The 19,762-nt window shown below is 26.0% G+C and carries 14 protein-coding genes and 1 tRNA gene; 13 read left to right on the forward strand and 2 right to left on the reverse strand.

What is annotated here, in order from left to right; translation table 11 throughout:
* Nucleotides 1-61: 61 nt before the first annotated feature.
* The 9 genes from selA to ACUSRV_RS06925 all read left to right on the forward strand — a co-directional run bounded on the left by selA (nt 62) and on the right by ACUSRV_RS06925 (nt 14,114).
* Nucleotides 62-1,459 (forward strand): L-seryl-tRNA(Sec) selenium transferase, encoded by a 1,398-nt coding sequence (gene selA / locus ACUSRV_RS06885; RefSeq protein WP_490141192.1) that lies wholly within the window; start codon nt 62-64, stop codon nt 1,457-1,459.
* Between the two features lie 12 nt (nt 1,460-1,471).
* Entirely contained in the window at nt 1,472-3,352 is a 1,881-nt protein-coding gene (selB, locus tag ACUSRV_RS06890) for a selenocysteine-specific translation elongation factor (RefSeq protein ID WP_490141193.1), read from the forward strand.
* Nucleotides 3,353-3,444: 92 nt separating this feature from the next.
* Nucleotides 3,445-6,090 (forward strand): ATP-binding protein, encoded by a 2,646-nt coding sequence (locus ACUSRV_RS06895; RefSeq protein ID WP_490141194.1) that lies wholly within the window; start codon nt 3,445-3,447, stop codon nt 6,088-6,090.
* Between the two features lie 20 nt (nt 6,091-6,110).
* Nucleotides 6,111-8,942: an ATP-binding protein gene (locus ACUSRV_RS06900; protein ID WP_490141195.1), complete on the forward strand. Its 2,832-nt coding sequence runs from the start codon at nt 6,111-6,113 to the stop codon at nt 8,940-8,942.
* Between the two features lie 117 nt (nt 8,943-9,059).
* Nucleotides 9,060-11,792, forward strand: coding sequence for an ATP-binding protein (locus tag ACUSRV_RS06905; protein WP_490141196.1), 2,733 nt, complete (start codon nt 9,060-9,062; stop codon nt 11,790-11,792).
* 84 nt (nt 11,793-11,876) lie between these two features.
* Complete coding sequence (locus ACUSRV_RS06910) at nt 11,877-12,245, forward strand: NusG domain II-containing protein (RefSeq protein ID WP_490141197.1); 369 nt, start codon at nt 11,877-11,879, stop codon at nt 12,243-12,245.
* Nucleotides 12,246-12,262: 17 nt separating this feature from the next.
* Nucleotides 12,263-12,937, forward strand: a complete 675-nt coding sequence (locus ACUSRV_RS06915; protein WP_490141198.1) for a uracil-DNA glycosylase — start codon at nt 12,263-12,265, stop codon at nt 12,935-12,937.
* A gap of 132 nt (nt 12,938-13,069) precedes the next feature.
* The gene (locus ACUSRV_RS06920) at nt 13,070-13,915 is read left to right on the forward strand and encodes a resuscitation-promoting factor (RefSeq protein ID WP_490141199.1); all 846 of its coding nucleotides are present in this window, start codon (nt 13,070-13,072) and stop codon (nt 13,913-13,915) included.
* Nucleotides 13,916-14,017: 102 nt separating this feature from the next.
* Nucleotides 14,018-14,114: transfer RNA gene (locus tag ACUSRV_RS06925), tRNA-Sec, on the forward strand.
* A gap of 98 nt (nt 14,115-14,212) precedes the next feature.
* Here the strand turns inward: ACUSRV_RS06925 and ACUSRV_RS06930 are convergent.
* On the reverse strand, nt 14,213-15,004 hold the full coding sequence (locus ACUSRV_RS06930) for a hypothetical protein (protein ID WP_490141200.1): 792 nt from the start codon (nt 15,002-15,004) through the stop codon (nt 14,213-14,215).
* An 84-nt stretch (nt 15,005-15,088) separates the two neighbouring features.
* Between ACUSRV_RS06930 and ACUSRV_RS06935 the strand changes: the two genes are divergently transcribed.
* Nucleotides 15,089-15,796, forward strand: coding sequence for a tRNA threonylcarbamoyladenosine dehydratase (locus ACUSRV_RS06935; protein WP_490141201.1), 708 nt, complete (start codon nt 15,089-15,091; stop codon nt 15,794-15,796).
* A gap of 225 nt (nt 15,797-16,021) precedes the next feature.
* Here ACUSRV_RS06935 and ACUSRV_RS06940 read toward each other — a convergent pair whose 3' ends face one another.
* Nucleotides 16,022-16,849, reverse strand: coding sequence for a ComEC/Rec2 family competence protein (locus ACUSRV_RS06940; RefSeq protein ID WP_490141202.1), 828 nt, complete (start codon nt 16,847-16,849; stop codon nt 16,022-16,024).
* A 190-nt stretch (nt 16,850-17,039) separates the two neighbouring features.
* Here ACUSRV_RS06940 and ACUSRV_RS06945 point away from each other — a divergent pair, with 190 nt between their 5' ends.
* The 3 genes from ACUSRV_RS06945 to ACUSRV_RS06955 all read left to right on the forward strand — a co-directional run bounded on the left by ACUSRV_RS06945 (nt 17,040) and on the right by ACUSRV_RS06955 (nt 19,725).
* Nucleotides 17,040-17,945 (forward strand): DUF2156 domain-containing protein, encoded by a 906-nt coding sequence (locus ACUSRV_RS06945; RefSeq protein ID WP_490141203.1) that lies wholly within the window; start codon nt 17,040-17,042, stop codon nt 17,943-17,945.
* Between the two features lies 1 nt (nt 17,946).
* A complete protein-coding gene (locus ACUSRV_RS06950) occupies nt 17,947-19,119 on the forward strand; it encodes a GNAT family N-acetyltransferase (RefSeq protein WP_490141204.1) in 1,173 nt (390 codons plus the stop codon).
* Between the two features lie 96 nt (nt 19,120-19,215).
* The gene (locus ACUSRV_RS06955; RefSeq protein ID WP_490141205.1) at nt 19,216-19,725 is read left to right on the forward strand and encodes an ECF transporter S component; all 510 of its coding nucleotides are present in this window, start codon (nt 19,216-19,218) and stop codon (nt 19,723-19,725) included.
* Nucleotides 19,726-19,762 lie beyond the last annotated feature (37 nt).

Consider the following 19,762-nt stretch of genomic DNA (forward strand, 5'->3'; position numbering starts at 1 on the left):
GAAAGTAAAATATGATATAATCAAATTGTTATTAATTTATTTAACTAAAGGAGAGATATAATTGAACAAAAGAAATTTATTTTCTCAACTTCCATCAGTAGATGAGGTATTAAATGACAAAAGAATAAAAGCTGCATTAGAAGATCATCCTAGAATACTTGTTACTGATAGTACAAGAGATGAAATAGATAATAATAGAAAACAAATAGTAAATTTAAAAGAAGATATAGAAGACTTTAAAATAGATTATGATTTTATAATAAATAACATATTAGATAAAATAAAATTAAATTATGCATTATCTTTAAAGAAAGTTATAAATGGAACTGGAATAGTTATACATACAAACCTAGGAAGATCATTATTAAGCGAAAGTATAAAAGAAGATATATGGACTGCTGCTTCTAGATATTCTAACTTAGAGTATGATTTAGAAAATGGAGAAAGAGGATCTAGGTATTCTCACCTAAAAAATATAATAAAAAAGCTAACAAAGGCTGAAGATGTATTAGTTGTAAATAATAATGCAGCAGCAGTATTATTAGTTTTAAGTACTATGGCTAAAGATAGCGAAGTTATAGTTTCACGTGGAGAACTAGTTGAAGTAGGTGGTTCCTTTAGAATACCTAGTATAATGGAATTAAGTGGTGCAAAACTAGTAGATGTTGGAGCTACTAATAAAACCCATTTATACGATTATGAAGATGCCATAACTGAAGATACTAAAGCCCTTATGAAAGTTCATACGAGTAACTATAGAATATTAGGGTTTACAGATAGTGTTTCTGTTGAGGAATTATCAGCTTTAGGTAAAAAACATAATATACCAGTAATTGAAGATTTAGGAAGCGGAGTTTTTATAGACTTGTCTAAATACGGACTAAGTTATGAACCTACAGTTTTAGATTCCCTAAACCAAGGTGCTGATGTAGTTACATTTAGTGGAGACAAAATCCTTGGAGGGCCTCAAGCGGGTATAATAGTAGGGAAAAAAGAATATATAGAAAAAATGAAAAAAAATCAGTTAACAAGAGCCTTAAGGGTAGATAAAATTACAATAGCTGCACTAGAGGCTACACTTAGAATGTATTTAGATGAAAGTAGAGCTATAAAAGAAATTCCATCACTTAGAATGTTAACTTACAAAATTGAAGAATTAGAAACTAAAGCAAATAAATTATATAATATGATAGTTGATTTTAATTTAGATATAAATATAAATATTGAAGATGGCTTATCTCAAGTTGGAGGGGGTTCAATGCCACTTGAAACTATAAAAACTAAAGTCATATCTATAACTCCTAAAAATATAAATGTATCTACTTTAGAGAAAAAATTAAGGCTTAGTGATAGCCATATAATAGCTAGAGTATATGATAACAAATATGTTTTAGATGTTAGAACTATATTTGAAGATGAATTTGAAGATATAGCAAAGGAATTAAGAAAAGCTTTGTAATAGGAGGAATTTATGAAAAATATAATAATAGGAACGGCTGGACATATAGATCATGGCAAAACAACCCTTGTAAAAGCGTTAACAGGAAGAGAAACAGATACATTAGAAGAAGAAAAAAGAAGGGGTATATCAATAAATCTAGGATTTACATATTTTGATTTGCCAAGTGGAAAAAGAGCTGGAATTGTTGATGTTCCAGGACATGAAAAGTTTATAAAAAATATGCTTGCTGGAGCATCTGGAATAGATATAGTTTTATTAGTTATAGCCGCAGATGAAGGGGTTATGCCTCAAACAGTTGAACATATGGATATACTTAGCTTCTTAAATATAAAAAATGGAATAATTGTTTTGACAAAGTCAGATTTAGTAGATGATGATTTCAAAGAACTTGTAAAAGAAGATATAAAAGAAAGAGTAAAGTCTACATTTTTAGAAAATGCAAAGATAATAGAAGTTGATTCAGTAAGTAAAAATGGCATAGATACTTTAATAAATGAAGTAGAAAAATTAAGTGAATCAATAGAAGGAAAAAATGAAAGTGCACCAGCTAGACTTAATATAGATAGGATATTTTCAGTTAAAGGATTTGGAACAGTTATAACGGGGACTTTAATAGAAGGAAAAATAGATATTGATGATGATTTAGTTATATATCCTAAAAATATTAAAACAAAAATAAGAAGTATACAAGTTCACGGGAAAAGTGTAAAAACGGCTTTCGCTGGACAAAGAACAGCTATAAATATATCTAATGTAAAGGTAGAAGAAATTGATAGAGGAGATATATTAGCAGCTCAAAATTCTATGCAAGAATCTATGATGCTTGATGTTAAGCTTACTCTAGTAAAACACTCAAAAAGAAAATTAGAACATTGGGATAGATTAAGGGTTTATCATGGAACGAGGGAAATATTGTGTAGGGCAGTTCCCTTAGATAAGGAAGCTCTAGATCCAGGAGAAACTGGATATGTACAGCTAAGGCTAGAAGAAGGTATAGTTGCAAAAAAAGGGGATATGTTTGTAGTTAGATATTATTCACCACTTGAAACTATAGGTGGAGGATTAATATTAGATCCTAATCCAAGAAAGCATAAAAGATTTGATGAAAACACAATAAGTTCTCTTCAAATGAAGGAAAAAGGAGAACTAAGTGAAATAATAGAAGAGTATGTACAAAAAAATTCTAGAAACTATCCAAACCTAAAAGATATAATGACATATACTGGTGAAAATGAACAAGATATTAAAACATCACTACAAAAGTTATGTAATACTCAAACACTTATACTTATAAGCAATATGTACATGCACAAGACCCATTATGAAAATTTAAAGAAAAATACAGTTAATTTACTTCAAGACTATCACGATAAATATCCTTTAAGAAAAGGTATTTTAAAAGAAGAAGTAAGATCTAAAATAGAAAATAAATTTAAATCTAAAGATTTTGATATTCTTTTAGGAATGTTTGAAAGTGATAATATAATAAAATTAAAAGAAAATATAGTCTCAATATATAATTTTGAAATGGTTTTTACAGATCTTCAACAAAAAATAAAAAAAGAATTAGAATCAAAACTTATACAATCGGGATTTACCCCTCCATCGGTACTTGATATAACTAAAGGTGATATCAAATACAAAGATGTATTAGATGTTTTAATAGGAGATAGTGTAATTAAATTAGATGAGGATACTGTCATATCAAAACAGTACTACGACAAAGCTAAAGACATGGTCATAAATTACATAAAAGAAAATGGAGAAATGACTTTAGCAGAGTTTAGGGATATATCAGGATCAAGTAGAAAATATTCTATGATCATATTAGAAGATTTTGATAAAAATAAAATAACTAAAAGAGTTGAAAATAAAAGAGTTCTTTATTAGAACTCTTTTTTATTTGAAAAACTTAAAATATGTTGATGAAATATAGTATAATATACAGTATAATGCGAATTTATGTAACAGGAGGAACAACATTGGATTATTATATATATTTTTTTTCTCAATGCGCTTATATAACTCTAGCACTAGCCATAGGGGTTATAGTTTTTAATACTCATAACTTTAATAAAGAAAACTTTTCTATATTTTTAGGTACTATATTTGCAGTTGCAGGATTTATAGAAGGACTTTATATATTATCATCTATGGAACTTATAAATAATTTACATGCACAAGTATCTATGCCATTGCTTATAATTTCAAGAGCTTTACCATCTATAGGATTAATTTTTAGTTTTATATATATAAAAAATAATAAAAGAAATTGGATTAAAGATATTCTTATAATTATTGTGTTAATTAGTTTAGTAGCTGTATTTATAAATAATATAATTTTAAACATAGAGTATAAATCTAAACTTGATATTAACTTATTTATGACAGTAAATATAATTATGTTAACACTAGATTTTGTTGCTTATATTCGATTAAAAAAACACAAGTATTATTTTGACAGTGATGAATATAAGAATTTGAAATATGCTATATTTATAATAGCTATATCTAGAATAGAACTGTTTATTCCTAGAGCAGAGCTAGCCTCTACAATAATTATTACTAGCGATTTACTTAGAATAGTAGCAATTTATTATATGTATAGATTTATCGTATGTTTGAATCTAAAAAAGCCATATGAAAAATTAAGTATAATAAACAATGAGCTTACATCTAAGACCGATAAACTAAAAGATAATAATGGGAAATTACTAGATGAAAATATAAAAATACAACACCTAAAGGAATCATTAACTTTAAAAGAAGCTAGATTGCAGTTGACACTAGAAGCTGCTGTAAATGGTGTTTTAGCTTTAGATAAAAATAAAAATATTATATATAAAAATAGAAGATTTAAAGAAATATTTAGTTCAGATGAAAATGCAAAAGGAAAGTACGCATGGGATAATATGAGAAATCATATGACTAATTATCAAAATTTCATTGAAAATATCGATAACGTATTAGAAAAAGGGAAAATAAAAGTGGATATAACATACTTTAATAATAAAAAAGTATATAAAACAATATTTGCGCCACTGGTTATAAATTCAAAATCAGAAGGTCTTGTATGTATACTTATAGATGAAACTAAAAAACAAGAATTTGAAAATGAAATATTAGAAGCAAATGAACGTTATGAAAATTTCTTAGAAAGTATAGGAGATGGGATAGCAGTTTTAGACGACAATAAGGTTATTTATGCAAATAAGGCTTGTAAGAATATATTTAAAGATGAGATTTATAATATAAATTTTAAAATTACAAAAGAGGATATAGAAAATGAACATTGGTTTGTTATAGATAATAAAAGGATATACGTTCAAATAAGCTTTTCAAGTTTTATTTTTGAAAATAATAAAAGAACGATAGCTGTTATAAGGGACATAACAAATCGTAAATTAGCTCAAATAAAATTAGAAGAAAGCGAAAAGTCCTATAAAACTTTTATAGATATACTACCTGATGGAATATGCTTATTAGACAATAGTTTTAAAGTAAATTATGCAAATAAATCAATGTTACAGATGTTAAAATTAGATTCACATATAGATATAAACAACAAGGATATAAGCGAATTTTTAAAAATTAATTTTGAAGATGAAGAAATATTTTATCAGAGATTACTTGAAGTATTTACAAAAAATAAATCTGTATTTTTATTAGAGCATAAGATTATAACATCAGATAAAAAAGAAGTACAAGTGGAACTAAATGCACTTCCTTTTGAAATAGACAATAGCAAGTTTATTATGATTATGATTAGAGATTTAACTCACAAGATAATATCTGAAAAAGCAGAAAAAGAGTTAATTCAAAGAGCAAAAACAGATAAGGTAAAAACGGAATTTTTTGCAAATATGTCTCATGAACTAAAAACACCTCTAAATGTTATATATAGTTCTAATCAACTATTAGAGGCATTTTATAAAAGTAATAAGTTAGAGGATTATAACGACAATATTAAAAAACATATAGATTTAGTTAAGGAAAATGCTTACAGACTTCAAAGAATTATTAATAATATAATAGATTTAACCAAAATGGAAGGTGGCTTTTATAAGCTAAACTTGGATAATTGTAATATTGTCAGTGTTGTAGAAGATTTATTTATGGCTATAGAAGATTATGCAAAAAAGAAAGATATAAATCTTATATTTGATACTGAAACTGAAGAAAAGATAATGGCGATAGATAAAAATGAAATAGAAAGAGTAATTTTAAATTTACTATCAAATTGTTTTAAGTTTACACCTAATGGTGGAAGTATATATGTGAATATGTATGACAAAGAAAATGAAGTTGTAATATCAGTAAGAGATACAGGAATGGGTATTCCTAAGGATAAATTAGATGTAATATTTGATGAATTTGAACAAGCAGACAAAACATTATCTAGAAATGCAGAAGGTAGTGGAATAGGTCTTGCCATAGTAAAGAATTTAGTGGAACTTCATAATGGAACTATAGATGTTGTAAGCGAAGTAGGCTTAGGTACAGAATTCATAATAAGTTTACCTGTTTTAGTTTTAGATGATTGTTCTCAAAATTTGTATTTTGAAATAAGCAGTGATGATATAACTGAGAAAATAAAGGTTGAATTTTCAGATGTATACTATTATTAAAATTTTAGTGGGGTAATATTATGATAGATAAGGTAGAAGTATTAAGAAAAACTAAAAAAAACAATATGTTAATTGTTATACTGTATCTAGGTATGCTTTTAGCTATATCTATTATAGGTTATATAAACTATGGAGTTTATCATACTTTAATTACAGTAATAAAAAGCTGCGTAAGTTTTTTAGCATCTATAATAACCTTAAATTCATATTATGGTAAACAAAATAACTATATGAATTTTATAGGAATAGGATTTATATATGCAAGTTTATTTAATATAATGCATGCATTGACTATAAATATGGATTTGTACTTTCTAGAAACAAACATGTTGAGCATATATGTAGAAATGATTTCATTTATATTAGCTATAAAGTTTATAAATAAAGATAATATAAATTATAAAAAAATATATTATCTTTATTCAGCAATATTCTTAATATGTGTGTTTTTACTGTATAAATATATAAATATTATTGATTTTAGTAAAAATATTTATATACTATACCTTCCACACTTAATTGCAAATTTATTATTAGTACTTTATGCTTTAAGAATTTTGAAATTAAACAAGAAATCTATCCAAAATGATATTTATAACTATACAGGAACTGCAATTTTACTTATGGGAGCATATATAGCATTGACTATTATATATAACTTTACAACCTATAATTCTCTAATAGTAAACATAGTAAGACATAATCTTCTTATAATATATAGTTACTATATATATAAAACTATAGTTAAAGATAGGTTAGTAGAACCTTACTATGATCTTATTGAAGCAAATGATGATTTAAATAATAAATCAAGTTTATTAGAAAATACTAATGTTTTACTTGAAAGAATAAACAGTATACAAAATAACATGAAAGAGAATTTAATTCAAAGAGAAGGTTTACTAAGTACAATACTAAATGCAACTATAAATGCTTGGATAGTATTTGACGATGAAAAGGAAGTAGAAGATCTAAATAAAAATGCTGAAGTTTTTTTTGGAGAAAGAGATAAATTAAAAGAAAATATAGAAAAAATATTTCTAGACTACAATAATTTTGAATCTAATATTAATAAAGTTCATATTAATAAAGAAATATTAGACGAAGAAATATTTTGTAATGACGATAGGGTGTTTAGATGTATTTACGCTCCTATTAACTCAAATGATAAATCTAGAAAGTGTATGTGTATATTTATTGACATAACAAATGAAAAAGCTATAGAACAAGAAATAATAGAAATGAACAACTCATATGAAAGTTTAATAGAGAATATACATTCACCAGTTCTTATAAGAGATAAAGAAAAGGTTATAGATATTAACAATGCTTTTATTAATATATTCAACATATCAATGGAAGACTTAGTACAAGATAGTTTTGATGATACAGATCCAATAGATAAACTTATATATCCAGAAGATAAAAATATATATGATGACATTGTGTCTGCAAATAAAGCAGCTACTTCGAATTCTGAACTTTATAATAAGGGGATAGCTAAATATAGAGTATATGATGGGGACAATAATGTTAGATGGATAGAAACTTATACTACTATATATTATGATAAAGGTAAAAAATACCAAATAGTAACTTATAAAGATGTTACGGATTTTGAAAATACACAAGAGAAATTAGAAAAGTCAGAGAAGATATATAAAAGATTACTAGATAACGTTCCAGAAGGTATATATTTACAAGATTTACAAACGGGTAAATATATATATATGAATAAAAAATTAAGGGATATGTTTAGCGTAGATAAATCACTTAAAGAAGATGAATTGGGGATTTATGGAGAAGACCATATATTTGTTCATCCAAAATATAAGGATACTGTACTTGAAAGGGTAAAAAAAATAGAAAACCAGGAGGTAGCTCCTTTTACAAAAATAAAACTTTTAGATAAGTACAATAAATCATTAGATGTTGAGATAGCTAGTATTCCATTTGTTGTTAAAGACAAAACATTAAAATTAACTATAATAAGAGATTTAAAAGAAATAAAAAAAGCAGAATCTATGAAGAAAAAGCTTACTAAAAGAATACAATATGATCAGACAAAAATGGAGTTCTTTGCAAATATATCTCATGAATTAAAAACTCCTCTTAATCTTATGTTTAGCTCAAATCAGTTAATAGAAATGCTATATAAAAATAAAAAAGTAAAAGATTATAATAATATAATTAAAAGACATACAAAGCTTACAAAACAAAATAGTTATAGATTACTTAGACTTATAAGTAATATAATAGATGTAACCAAAATGGAATCAGGGTTTTATAAAGTGAATTTAGAAAATCATAATTTAATAGACGTAGTAGAAGATATAACTTTATCTGTAAGCACCTATGCTAGTAACAAAGGTATAGAAATTATATTTGATACAGATACTGAGGAAAAAATTATGGCAGTAGATACAAATATATTAGAAAGAGTTATATTAAATCTTTTATCAAATGCTATAAAATTTACAAATCCTGGTGGACATATATATGTGAATGTATATGATAATGAAGATATAGTACAAATAGAAGTAAGAGATACGGGAATAGGTATACCGCAAGATAAGCTAAATATTATATTTGAGAGATTTGGGCAAGTAGATAAAAATATGTTTAGAAATGCTGAGGGAAGCGGCATAGGATTGGCCTTGGTGAAATCTTTGGTTGATTTACACAAAGGCCAAATATCTGTAGACAGCCAGTTAGAAATAGGAACTACATTTAAAATTGATTTACCAGTAGATGTTATAAAAAATAATAATCAGTATGAATTTGTAAATAATCACAATTTAAATGTAGAAAGAATCCATGTTGAATTCTCTGATATTTATACTAATGACTAGCATAGGCAAAGCCTATGCTTTTTTAATTCGATCAACAAGAAACGACAAAAAAATTAAAAAATTTATGATAATCTATATTTAATAGTAAAAATTACTCTAAAAATTGGGGGACAAGAAATGGAGTATATAGCAATTGAAGATAAAATTAAGCAAAAGAAAAAATTTAATATAAACTTCTACTTCGTTATTTTAGCTGTAGTATTTTTTTCATCTATTATATATAAAAATACAGCGTACTATTATATGGCAATACAAGGGATATACGTTATAATGAGTTGGGCAATGTTTGTAATAGTAATTAATACATATAAATTTAGTAACGATAAATTTTCTTTAATATTGGCAATAGGATTTTTAATGTCAGGTATAATGGAGGGGATATATACCTTTACTTATATGGACCCTATTAAAAATATTAATAATGCTGCTGATATGAAGACAATTTTCTTAGCGATGAGTAGATTAATACCTGGATTTGCATTGTATTATAGCTTTAAATTTCTAAATAAAAAAGAGTATAAACTAAGATATGCTATTTTAAACTTAATTTTTCTTATAATAACGTTAGGTATTATATCTGTATACCTATATTTAAATTACTTTTTTGATGAAAGTATATTGACGACTATAAAATCTGTAACATCTATTTTAATTTTAGTATCTATTTTACTCTATGGAAAAACTTTTGTTAATAAGAATATGCTTAGTGAAAATGTGTATAAAAATTTAAAATACAGTATACTTACATTGTTTTTGTACTCAATGGTGACGCTTATATCTACAGATTGGTATTTACCTATAATGATATCTGTTTTATTAAAAAGTTTGTATATATACTATATATATAAATTAATAGTAAGTGTCAGTGTTACAAATCCATATAAAAAGATAAAACAAATAAATGATGAGTTGTTAACTAAAACATATAAACTTAAGAAAAATAATGAAATATTATTAAATGAAAATATAACGATACAACAACTTCAAATAGATTTAGCCCAAAAAGAATCAAAGTTAAACTCTATGCTAAATTCATCTATAAATGGTATTATAGCCATTGATAAGAACAAAAGAGTTATATATATAAATAATAGTTTAAAAAATATACTTAATGTAAAAAAAGAAGGAAGGCTATTAGATGTAATAAAAGATTATACCACTAATTATTCTGATTTTGAAAAAAGCATAGAATCTATGATTACATGTTCAGATGTAAAAACGAATAGATTATATACAAAAGATAACAAAACTTATAAATGTATATATGCACCTTTAACTGTAGATTCAAAAGAAGAAGGGGTTGTATGTATATGGATAAATATAACTACGAGAAAAGAGTTTGAAAAGAATATAGTAGAAGCTAATGAAAAACACGAAAACTTCTTACAAAATATAGGTGATGGAATAGCTGTTCTAGAAGAAGGTAGGGTAGTTTATGCCAATGATTCATGTAAAAAAATATTTAAAGATGAGTTATACAATATAAAATTTGAAAATATTAATGACGAGGATAAGGAATATGAATTTAACATAGACTCACAAAAGGTATATGTACAAATTAGCTTTTCACATTTTTATGAAGATAATACAAAAAAAACAATAGCAGTTATAAGAGATATAACAAGTCGTAAACTTGCTCAATTAAAATTACAAAATAGTAAAAGGTCTTATAATTCTTTAATAAACATATTACCAGATGGTATATGTTTATTAGATAAAGATTTAAATATACACTATCTCAATAAATCTATGAGTAATATGTTAGAAATAGATTACTATAAAAAAGTTATAAATAAAAATATAAAAAAATTTTTAAAAATAAACTTTGAAGATGAAAATATATTTAATGAAAAATTAAAAGAAGTATTTATAAAAAAACACCATGTACTTCTTTTAGAACATGAAATTATATCTGTAAAGGGAAATCGTATTTATGTTGAATTAATTGCACTTCCTTTTGATGTAGATAATGAAAAACATATAATTCTTATAGCAAAGGATTTAACCTATAAGAAAAACACTGAAGAAGCAGAACATGAATTAATGGAAAGATTGAAAGTAGACAAGGTAAAGACTGAATTCTTTGCAAATATGTCTCACGAATTAAAGACTCCACTTAATGTTATATATAGTTGCAATCAACTATTAGAATCTTTCTATGAAAGCAATAAAATACACGACTATAATGACAATATAAAAAACCATATAGAACTTGTAAGACAAAATTCATATAGATTAAACAGGCTTATAAATAATATAATAGACTTAACTAAAATGGAATCTGGATTTTATAAGATAAGAACTAAAAATAAAGATATAGTTAGTTTAATAGAAGATTTATTTATGGCTGTAGATAAATATGCCAAAAGAAAAGATATAACCCTTATATTTGATACAGAAATAGAAGAAAAGATAATAGAAATAGACAAAGGCGAGATAGAAAGAATTATCTTGAATCTACTGTCTAATTGTTTAAAATTTACTAACAAAGGTGGAAGTATATATGTAAATATATATAATAAAAATAATCATATTGAGATATCTATAAGAGATACAGGTATGGGTATACCTAAAGATAAATTGGATTTTATATTTGAAGAATTTGGCCAAGTAGATAAAACTTTATCTAGAAATGCTGAAGGCAGCGGCATAGGCCTTTCAATAGTAAGACATTTACTAAATCTTCATAATGGACACATAAAAGTAAATAGTGAAATAGGAGTAGGAACTGAATTTATAATAACGCTACCAGCTAATGTATTAGATAATAATGATTATAATGATTTTGAAATTGAGGGTAACAATATAGAGGAAAAAATAAAAGTAGAGTTTTCTGATGTTTATTATTAAATAAAGGAGTTCAAATTGAACTCCTTTATTTAATTTAAATTAATTAATGATATAATATATTTATATATAATTAAGGAGGCATTTATGAAAAGAAACGACATTATTTTAATATTGATTATTTTATTAGCTGTTGGAGCTTATTTTGGTATAACTAAATATAACGAAAGCAAAGAAGGCGAGCTAAAGGCAGAAATATATGTAAATAAAAAATTATATGAAACTGTATCTTTAAATAAAGAAAAAAATATAACTATAAACCAAGATGGAAAAATAAATGTAGTACACGTTCATGACGGTGGAGTTGAAATAGAAGATGCAAATTGTCCAGATGATGTATGTGTTAAAACTGGATTTGTAAATACTAAGTCTAGAGGCATTGTATGTATACCACATAAGGTACAAGTAAAAATAGTAGGTGGAGATGGAGATACAATAGATATAATGTCAAACTAGATAAGTAGGTGATAATAATGGTAGATTTTGAAAATGAGTGGACGGTTTTATTAAAAGATGAGTTTGAAAAAGAATATTATAAAAAACTAATGGGATTTTTAAGCGAAGAATACGTAAGTAAAACAATATATCCAAATGAGGATGATATATTTAATTCTTTAAAATTAACATCTTATGATGATGTTAAGGTGGTTATATTAGGACAAGATCCATATCATGGGCCAAATCAAGCACATGGGTTGTCCTTTTCCGTAAAACCTGAAGTACCTATTCCACCGTCTTTACTTAATGTATATAAGGAGCTAAATAGTGATTTAGGTTGTTTTATACCTAACAATGGATATTTAGTGGATTGGGCTAAACAAGGTGTACTTCTTTTGAACACAGTTTTAACTGTTAAAGCAGGACAGGCGAACTCCCATAGAAAAAAAGGTTGGGAGATATTTACGGATAAAATTATACAGTTATTAAATGATAGAAATGAACCCATAGTGTTTTTATTATGGGGAAAAAATGCACAGGAAAAATCCCAAATAATAACTAATAAATATCATTATATACTAGAGGCTCCACATCCAAGTCCTCTGTCTGCAAGAAAAGGATTTTTTGGATGTAAACATTTCTCAAATACAAATAATATATTAAATAATTTAGGTAAATCAGGCATAGATTGGCAAATAAAAAATATATAGCAAAAAATGTGTATGTCCTTGAAAATACTAGGCATGCACATTTTTTATTTTTTGTCAATTTGACAAAGCTTCCATAATTGGTTACAATTTAGTTACATATTTTTTAAACTTGCTATAGGAAAGGAGTAACTCATGAAAAAACAAAAACTTAAATTGTTCATGATAACTTTGACAGTATTAGCATTATCATTTATAACTGTGGGGGCGTATACAACTTTAAATAAAAAATTGGTATTAGTTGTAGACGGTAGTAATAAACAAATAAGTACTTTTAAATCTAATGTTGAAGAGTTATTAATTGAACAAAACGTAAAACTAAACTCAAAAGATATGGTTAGTGTAGATTTAGATTCTAAATTAAAAGATAATATGAATATAAAAATAACTAGAGTTAAAGAATCTAAAATAACAGAGACACAAAGTATACCCTATGAAGTTAAAATAGAAAAAGATAATGAGCTAAATAAGGGAAAAACTGTAGTTAAACAGGAAGGAAAAGAAGGTCAAAGAGACTTGGTATATAAATTAGTTTATCATGATGGTAAAAACATAGATAAGCAACTTGTAAAAGAGTACATATCAATGGATCCCGTTGATAAAATTATAAAAGAAGGAACTAAAGAAAAGGTAGTACAAGTAGTATCTAGAGGTAATGTTAATAGAAGTTCATCTAGAACTAATGCTACTAATGTATCTACAGAATCTGAGTATTCAAAACAGATTTCTGTTACTGCAACTGCATATACAGGTGGTGGAACAACGTCTACAGGGACTAAGGCAAGATGGGGAGTTATAGCAGTAGACCCTAGTGTAATACCTTATGGGACAAGGGTTTATATTCCTAAATTAAAGCAAACATTTATTGCACAAGATACTGGAAGTGCTATAAAAGGAAATAAAATAGATATATATATGGACAGTAAAACACAGGCAATAAACTGGGGAGTTAAAAATATAACTTTATATATATTAAAATAAATTTATAATAAAAGCCACAATTTTGTGGCTTCTTTTTTTGAAAACTACTTGAAAAATATATTGTAAAATGTTAATATTATACTTGTACAAAAACCATAACATGGGGGTGGATGGGTGCCGGTGTGCCCTCTGGTCTTCAACACCAGTATGAGGGGTTAATAGCCTCTTAGGTGGGTTCGATTCCCACGCACTCCCGCCATTATAAAAAGGACTTCTAAATATAGAAGTCCTTTTTTTGAGCAATGAGCCTGCTTTTCAAGGCCATTGGCGACATGATCGTAGCGAATTTTATTTTTCCTAATTTTTTATTTCAATTTTTTCTAATAACTCAAATCTTTTTGTATTATTGTTCCAGATATACAGTTCTTTTTGCATATTATTTTTTATTTCCTTGAGTTCATCGTCTTTAGGTATATTCTTAGATTTACCTTCATAGGTCACATAAGATGTAATTGCCATTATCTTAGGTGTAGTTTCATCTAAGTAGTCTATTGATGAGTTTTCTGTGTATCTTAACCATGTTGGTTCCTCGTTATCATCATTATCGTTTAGAGATATTTTTTTATATGTTTTATCTAAAAATATTGATTTTTTAAAAACTGATGTAAAACTACCTGTTGTGTTTGAAAATACTTCTATAAATTGATTTTGTATAGGATTAGTTATTTCTTCTTCATTCAATTGCTCTACTACTAAAAAATCTTTGTAAAAATATATATTTTTAATAGGGTATAAATCTGTTATTTTTGATTTATATATGTATTTATCCTCACTTTGTTTTTCATACAATGCAATTAATGAGGTTTTTTTAGGTAAACTTAAAATAAATGCAGTAGAATTGCCTTTATCATTGGCTATATTTTTATATGCTTCTAGTTCTATGTAGTCTACATATTTAATCCAGTCTTTTTTTTCAGTATCTTGTAAAATTCTGGTTATTAGATTATAATTATCTTCGTTGTTATTATATGCTTCTATATAATGTTCATCTACACTAATTGGAAGAGTAAGATTATATATAAATATAGCTAAAAATATACAGAAATTTATAATTAATAAATTGGTTATAATATTTATAAGTTTTCTCAAAATTATCACCCTTTAAAATAAATTTATTATTTAATATATATTCTCAAGACAGAAAATAAATAACTTAAGAGATGGAGTGATCATATGGAAAAGAGTTTTAGAATGAGAACTGGCCTTATAATAGGAGAACATGGATTAGAAAAATTAAAAAATGCTAAAGTAGCAGTATTTGGAGTTGGAGGAGTTGGAAGCTTTACGGCAGAAGCTCTAGCTCGTGCAGGAGTCGGGAATTTAACATTAATAGATTTTGATACTGTAGATATAACTAATATAAATAGACAAATACCAGCTCTTCATTCAACAATAGGAAAAGCTAAAGTCGATATTATGAAAGATAGGATACTAGACATAAACCCAGATATAAATATAACTATATATAAGGAACTATATAACTCAGATACCAGCGAAATGTTATTAGACGGGGAATATGATTATGTTGTAGATGCAATAGATATGGTCACATCTAAAATACATCTTATAGAAACTTGTATGAAAAAAAATATAAGAATAATATGTTCTATGGGAATGGGAAATAAATTAGATCCTACAAAGATAGAAGTTGCGGATATACACAAAACTCATACTTGTCCATTGGCCAAGGTTATAAGGAAAGAATTAAGAGATAGAAACATAAAAAAATTAAAGGTGGTTTATTCAACAGAACAACCTTACGAACTAAAGGAAAGAATAATGAATGGTAGAAAAATTACTCCGGGAAGTATATCATTTGTTCCTTCTGTTAGTGGATTAACGTTAGCATCAGTAGTAGTAAGAGAACTTTTAGAAATGTAAAACTTCATAAAGAGTATATATTTTCCACACAATAACTTCATAAAAAAACATTATATTAATATTAAAGAGGCTGCTAAAGATTCATGTGTTACAGGAGGCTTAAAATTCTCCTCTCGTTAAATCCCAATTATTATCTTCTTAATTAGACCGTTGATTTCAACGGTCTTTTTTTTGAGCAACGGACCTGCTTTTCAAGGTCGTTGGGGATATGAGCGCAGAGAATTCTTAATTGCTTGGAGATTTATAAGTGTATATAGTACTACCATCAGAGTAAAATACTAAATTTCCTTGAGTATCTGTTCTATATATAGGAATATCATATTTCATAAGGCTCTCTAAAGTTTCTTTATGGGGATGATTGTACATATTTTTATATCCGCAGGATATTATCGCCACATCAGGAGAAGTATTTTTTAAGAAAAGGTCGCTAGTAGATGTTTTGCTTCCGTGATGTCCTACTTTTAAGAAATCTACATCATCTAAGGTGTAATTACTTATAATATCAGTCTCATTTTTGTATTCGGCATCTCCTGTAAATAAAAAGTCTTTATTTTTATAGGACAAATTTAACACTATTGAATTTAAATTTGTATCATCGTATAAAGAAGAAGGGCTTAATATGTCTATATTAACACTTGAACCTAAATTTAAAGTCATTCCCTTAGAGGCATTAATTATATCTATATTTTCTTTATTACAGGCAGTTATAAGATCATTATAGGAACTTGTATTATTTTTTTTATCAGTCATATATATTTTATCTACATCAAAATTATAAAGTATATCATCTAATCCTCCGATGTGATCGCTATCTGGGTGTGTAGCTATAACAACATCTATTTTAGATATTTTATGTTTTTTAAGATACCTTTTTACTGTTTTTCCACTATTTTCATCTCCAGAGTCTATTAACATATTTTTATTATCTGGAGTTTGCACAAGTATACTATCTCCTTGGCCTACATCTATTATATGTATTGAAACTTCATTTGAATGTTTGTTGCATCCGGTTAAAAATAAAAAGATAAAAACCAATAAAGAAATTTTTTTCATTTAATTACTCCTGTAATTTAGAAATATATGTATGTTTAGACGAACATAATTAGGGTAGTATAAATATAAAGATAAAAACACTATTATTGTGTCCTAAAAATTGTAAAATATTACAATTATTATATAAAAAGTTATCGATATTGAGTTAATCCATATATAGTGATATAATGATATCGGTAGGAGGTAGATTATGAGCTTTAAAGAAATAGACATTAATTCAAAACAAATATTAGATCCTTTCTTTGAAAAGGTAAGCCATGAAGCTTGTGAATACTGTTTTACAACTTTATTTATGTGGCAACATATGTACAAAACTTATTATCATGTAGAAGAAGATTTTGCTATTGTAGTAGGAGAGTATGAAGGAAATAAATTTACAGTTATACCTCTAGCTACAATGGAAAATCTTCCTAAGGCATTTGAATTTATATTAAATTATTTTAAAGAACACGATGTGAAATTTAATTTAAGAGCCGTAACAAAAGAAGTTGTAGAATTTTTACAAGATAAATATCCAAATAAATATAAGTATATAGAAGAAAGAGATTATTTTGACTATGTTTACTTAGGAGAAGAATTAAGAGAATTAGGCGGAAGAAAAAATCAAAAGAAAAGAAATCATATAAATTCATTCAAAAAAGAGTATGAAGGAAGATATGAATATAAAACTCTAGAAAAAGATAATTTAAATGAGTGTATTCAAGTTCTAAAAAAATGGAACAAGGATAAAGAAGAACATGACAATATAGAAGAAGGAATGGATGAAGAATATGTAGCTGTCAAAAAAATATTCGACAACTATGATGAACTTAAAAGCACTCTAAAAATAGGTGGCGTGTATATAGATGGCAATTTAGAATCTTTTACATTTGGAGAATATTTAAATCCGAATATGGCTGTAATCCATGTTGAAAAAGCAAATCCAGATATAAGGGGATTATACCCTATTATAAACCAATTATTTTTACAAAACGAATTCCCTGATGTAGAATTTGTAAATAGAGAAGAAGACTTAGGAATAGAAGGGCTTAGAAAAGCTAAGTTATCATATCATCCTTATAAGTTTGCAGAGAAGTATACAGTACTGGAGGATTAGTATGAATATTAGATATGCAAAAGACGAAGACTTAAATGATATAAAGGATATATGGAGATATTGTTTTAGAGATGAAGAAGGTTTTTTTAATTATTATTTTGACAATAAGTATAAACCTTATAATACTATAATAGTTGAAGATGAAAAAGAAATAATATCATCACTTCAGTTAAATCAATACAAAATAAGTCTTAATAATGAAATATATGATACATCTTATGTAGTAGGAGTATCTACTTTTCCTCAAGGAAGAGGTAAAGGTTATATGAAAAACCTTATGTCATATACATTAAACGAACTTTATAATAAAAATCAGCTAGTATCTATATTAATGCCTATAGATTATAGGCTGTATAGAAGTTATGGATATGAACATTGTTATGATCAAATAGAATATAATTTAGATATAAATGACTTAAGAAATTTTAAGATTAATGGAAATTTTAAAAAGTTAAAGGCCAGTCATATAAAATATCTGATAGATATATATAGTGAATTTATGAGTAATAATAACGGATATATAAAAAGAGATGAATTATATTACCAAAATATATTCAAAGAAGTAGAAAGTGAAAATGGATATATATATGCTAATGTTGATGAAGATGGCAACTATAAAGGGTATATAATGTATTTTTTAAATGATAATAATATGTTTATAAGAGAATTATTTTATAAGGATATGAATTCTCTAAAATCTATTTTAAAGTTTGTATATAATCACAATACCCAGGTTAAAAAGGTAGTTATAAGTACCCCTATTAATGATAAAATAAGATATATACTTCCAAACTTAAAAAATAGCGAACTTAAAATAAAACCTTTTATGATGGGGAGAATTATAAACTTCAAAGGTTTTATAGAATCTCTTAAATTAAATTACAACAAAAAATCATCTATAAATATAAAGGTTGTAGACGATTTTATAGATGAAAATAACAAGGTATTTAAAATAACATTAGATGAGAATATAAAAGTATATGAAAGCGATGAAAATCCTGATGTTAATATAGACATAAACACATTAAGTCAGCTTGCATTTTCTTATATAGATATAGATGAAGCTATGTTTATGGACTTAGTAAAAATAAATTCATATAATAAATGTGAAGTTATGAATACTTTAAAATCCATATTTAATAAAAAAATAAACTATATAAATGAATATGTATAATAAAAATAGAAATTGTATGGATACAATTCAGATTGTTAACCTTAACACCCGTTGATATAATAAAATTATAATTATTATATTAAGGGGTGGTTTTTTATGAATAAAACACATAAAATGGTACTAAATGCTCTTATGATAGCTTTGGTATGTGTTGGAACTATGATTATACAAATACCTATGCCAGCTACCAATGGGTATGTAAATATAGGTGATGGTATAATATTTATTAGTGCTATAGTATTTGGTCCAATACCTGGAATGATAGCAGGGGGAATTGGTTCATCTCTAGCAGATATATTAAGTGGATATTCACAGTGGGCTATATTTACACTTATTATAAAAGGATTAGAAGGATATGTTGTAGGTATTATAGTTAGACAAAACGTAACAAAAACTAAAAGCATAATAGCTTCTATAATAGGGTCTATTATAATGATAGGCGGTTACTATATAGCAGGAGGAATACTTGAAGGAAGCTTTATAGTTTCTCTTCACTCAATACCAGGGAATGCTATACAGGCATTAGCAAGTATAATAATAGGTGTACCACTTGCAATATCATTAAATAAAATTCCATACTTTAAAAAAACATCTAGAGCTTCTTAGGCTCTAGATTTTCTTTTTTTTGACAATAATAAATATA

Source organism: Sporacetigenium sp. TC11 (assembly GCF_058146105.1).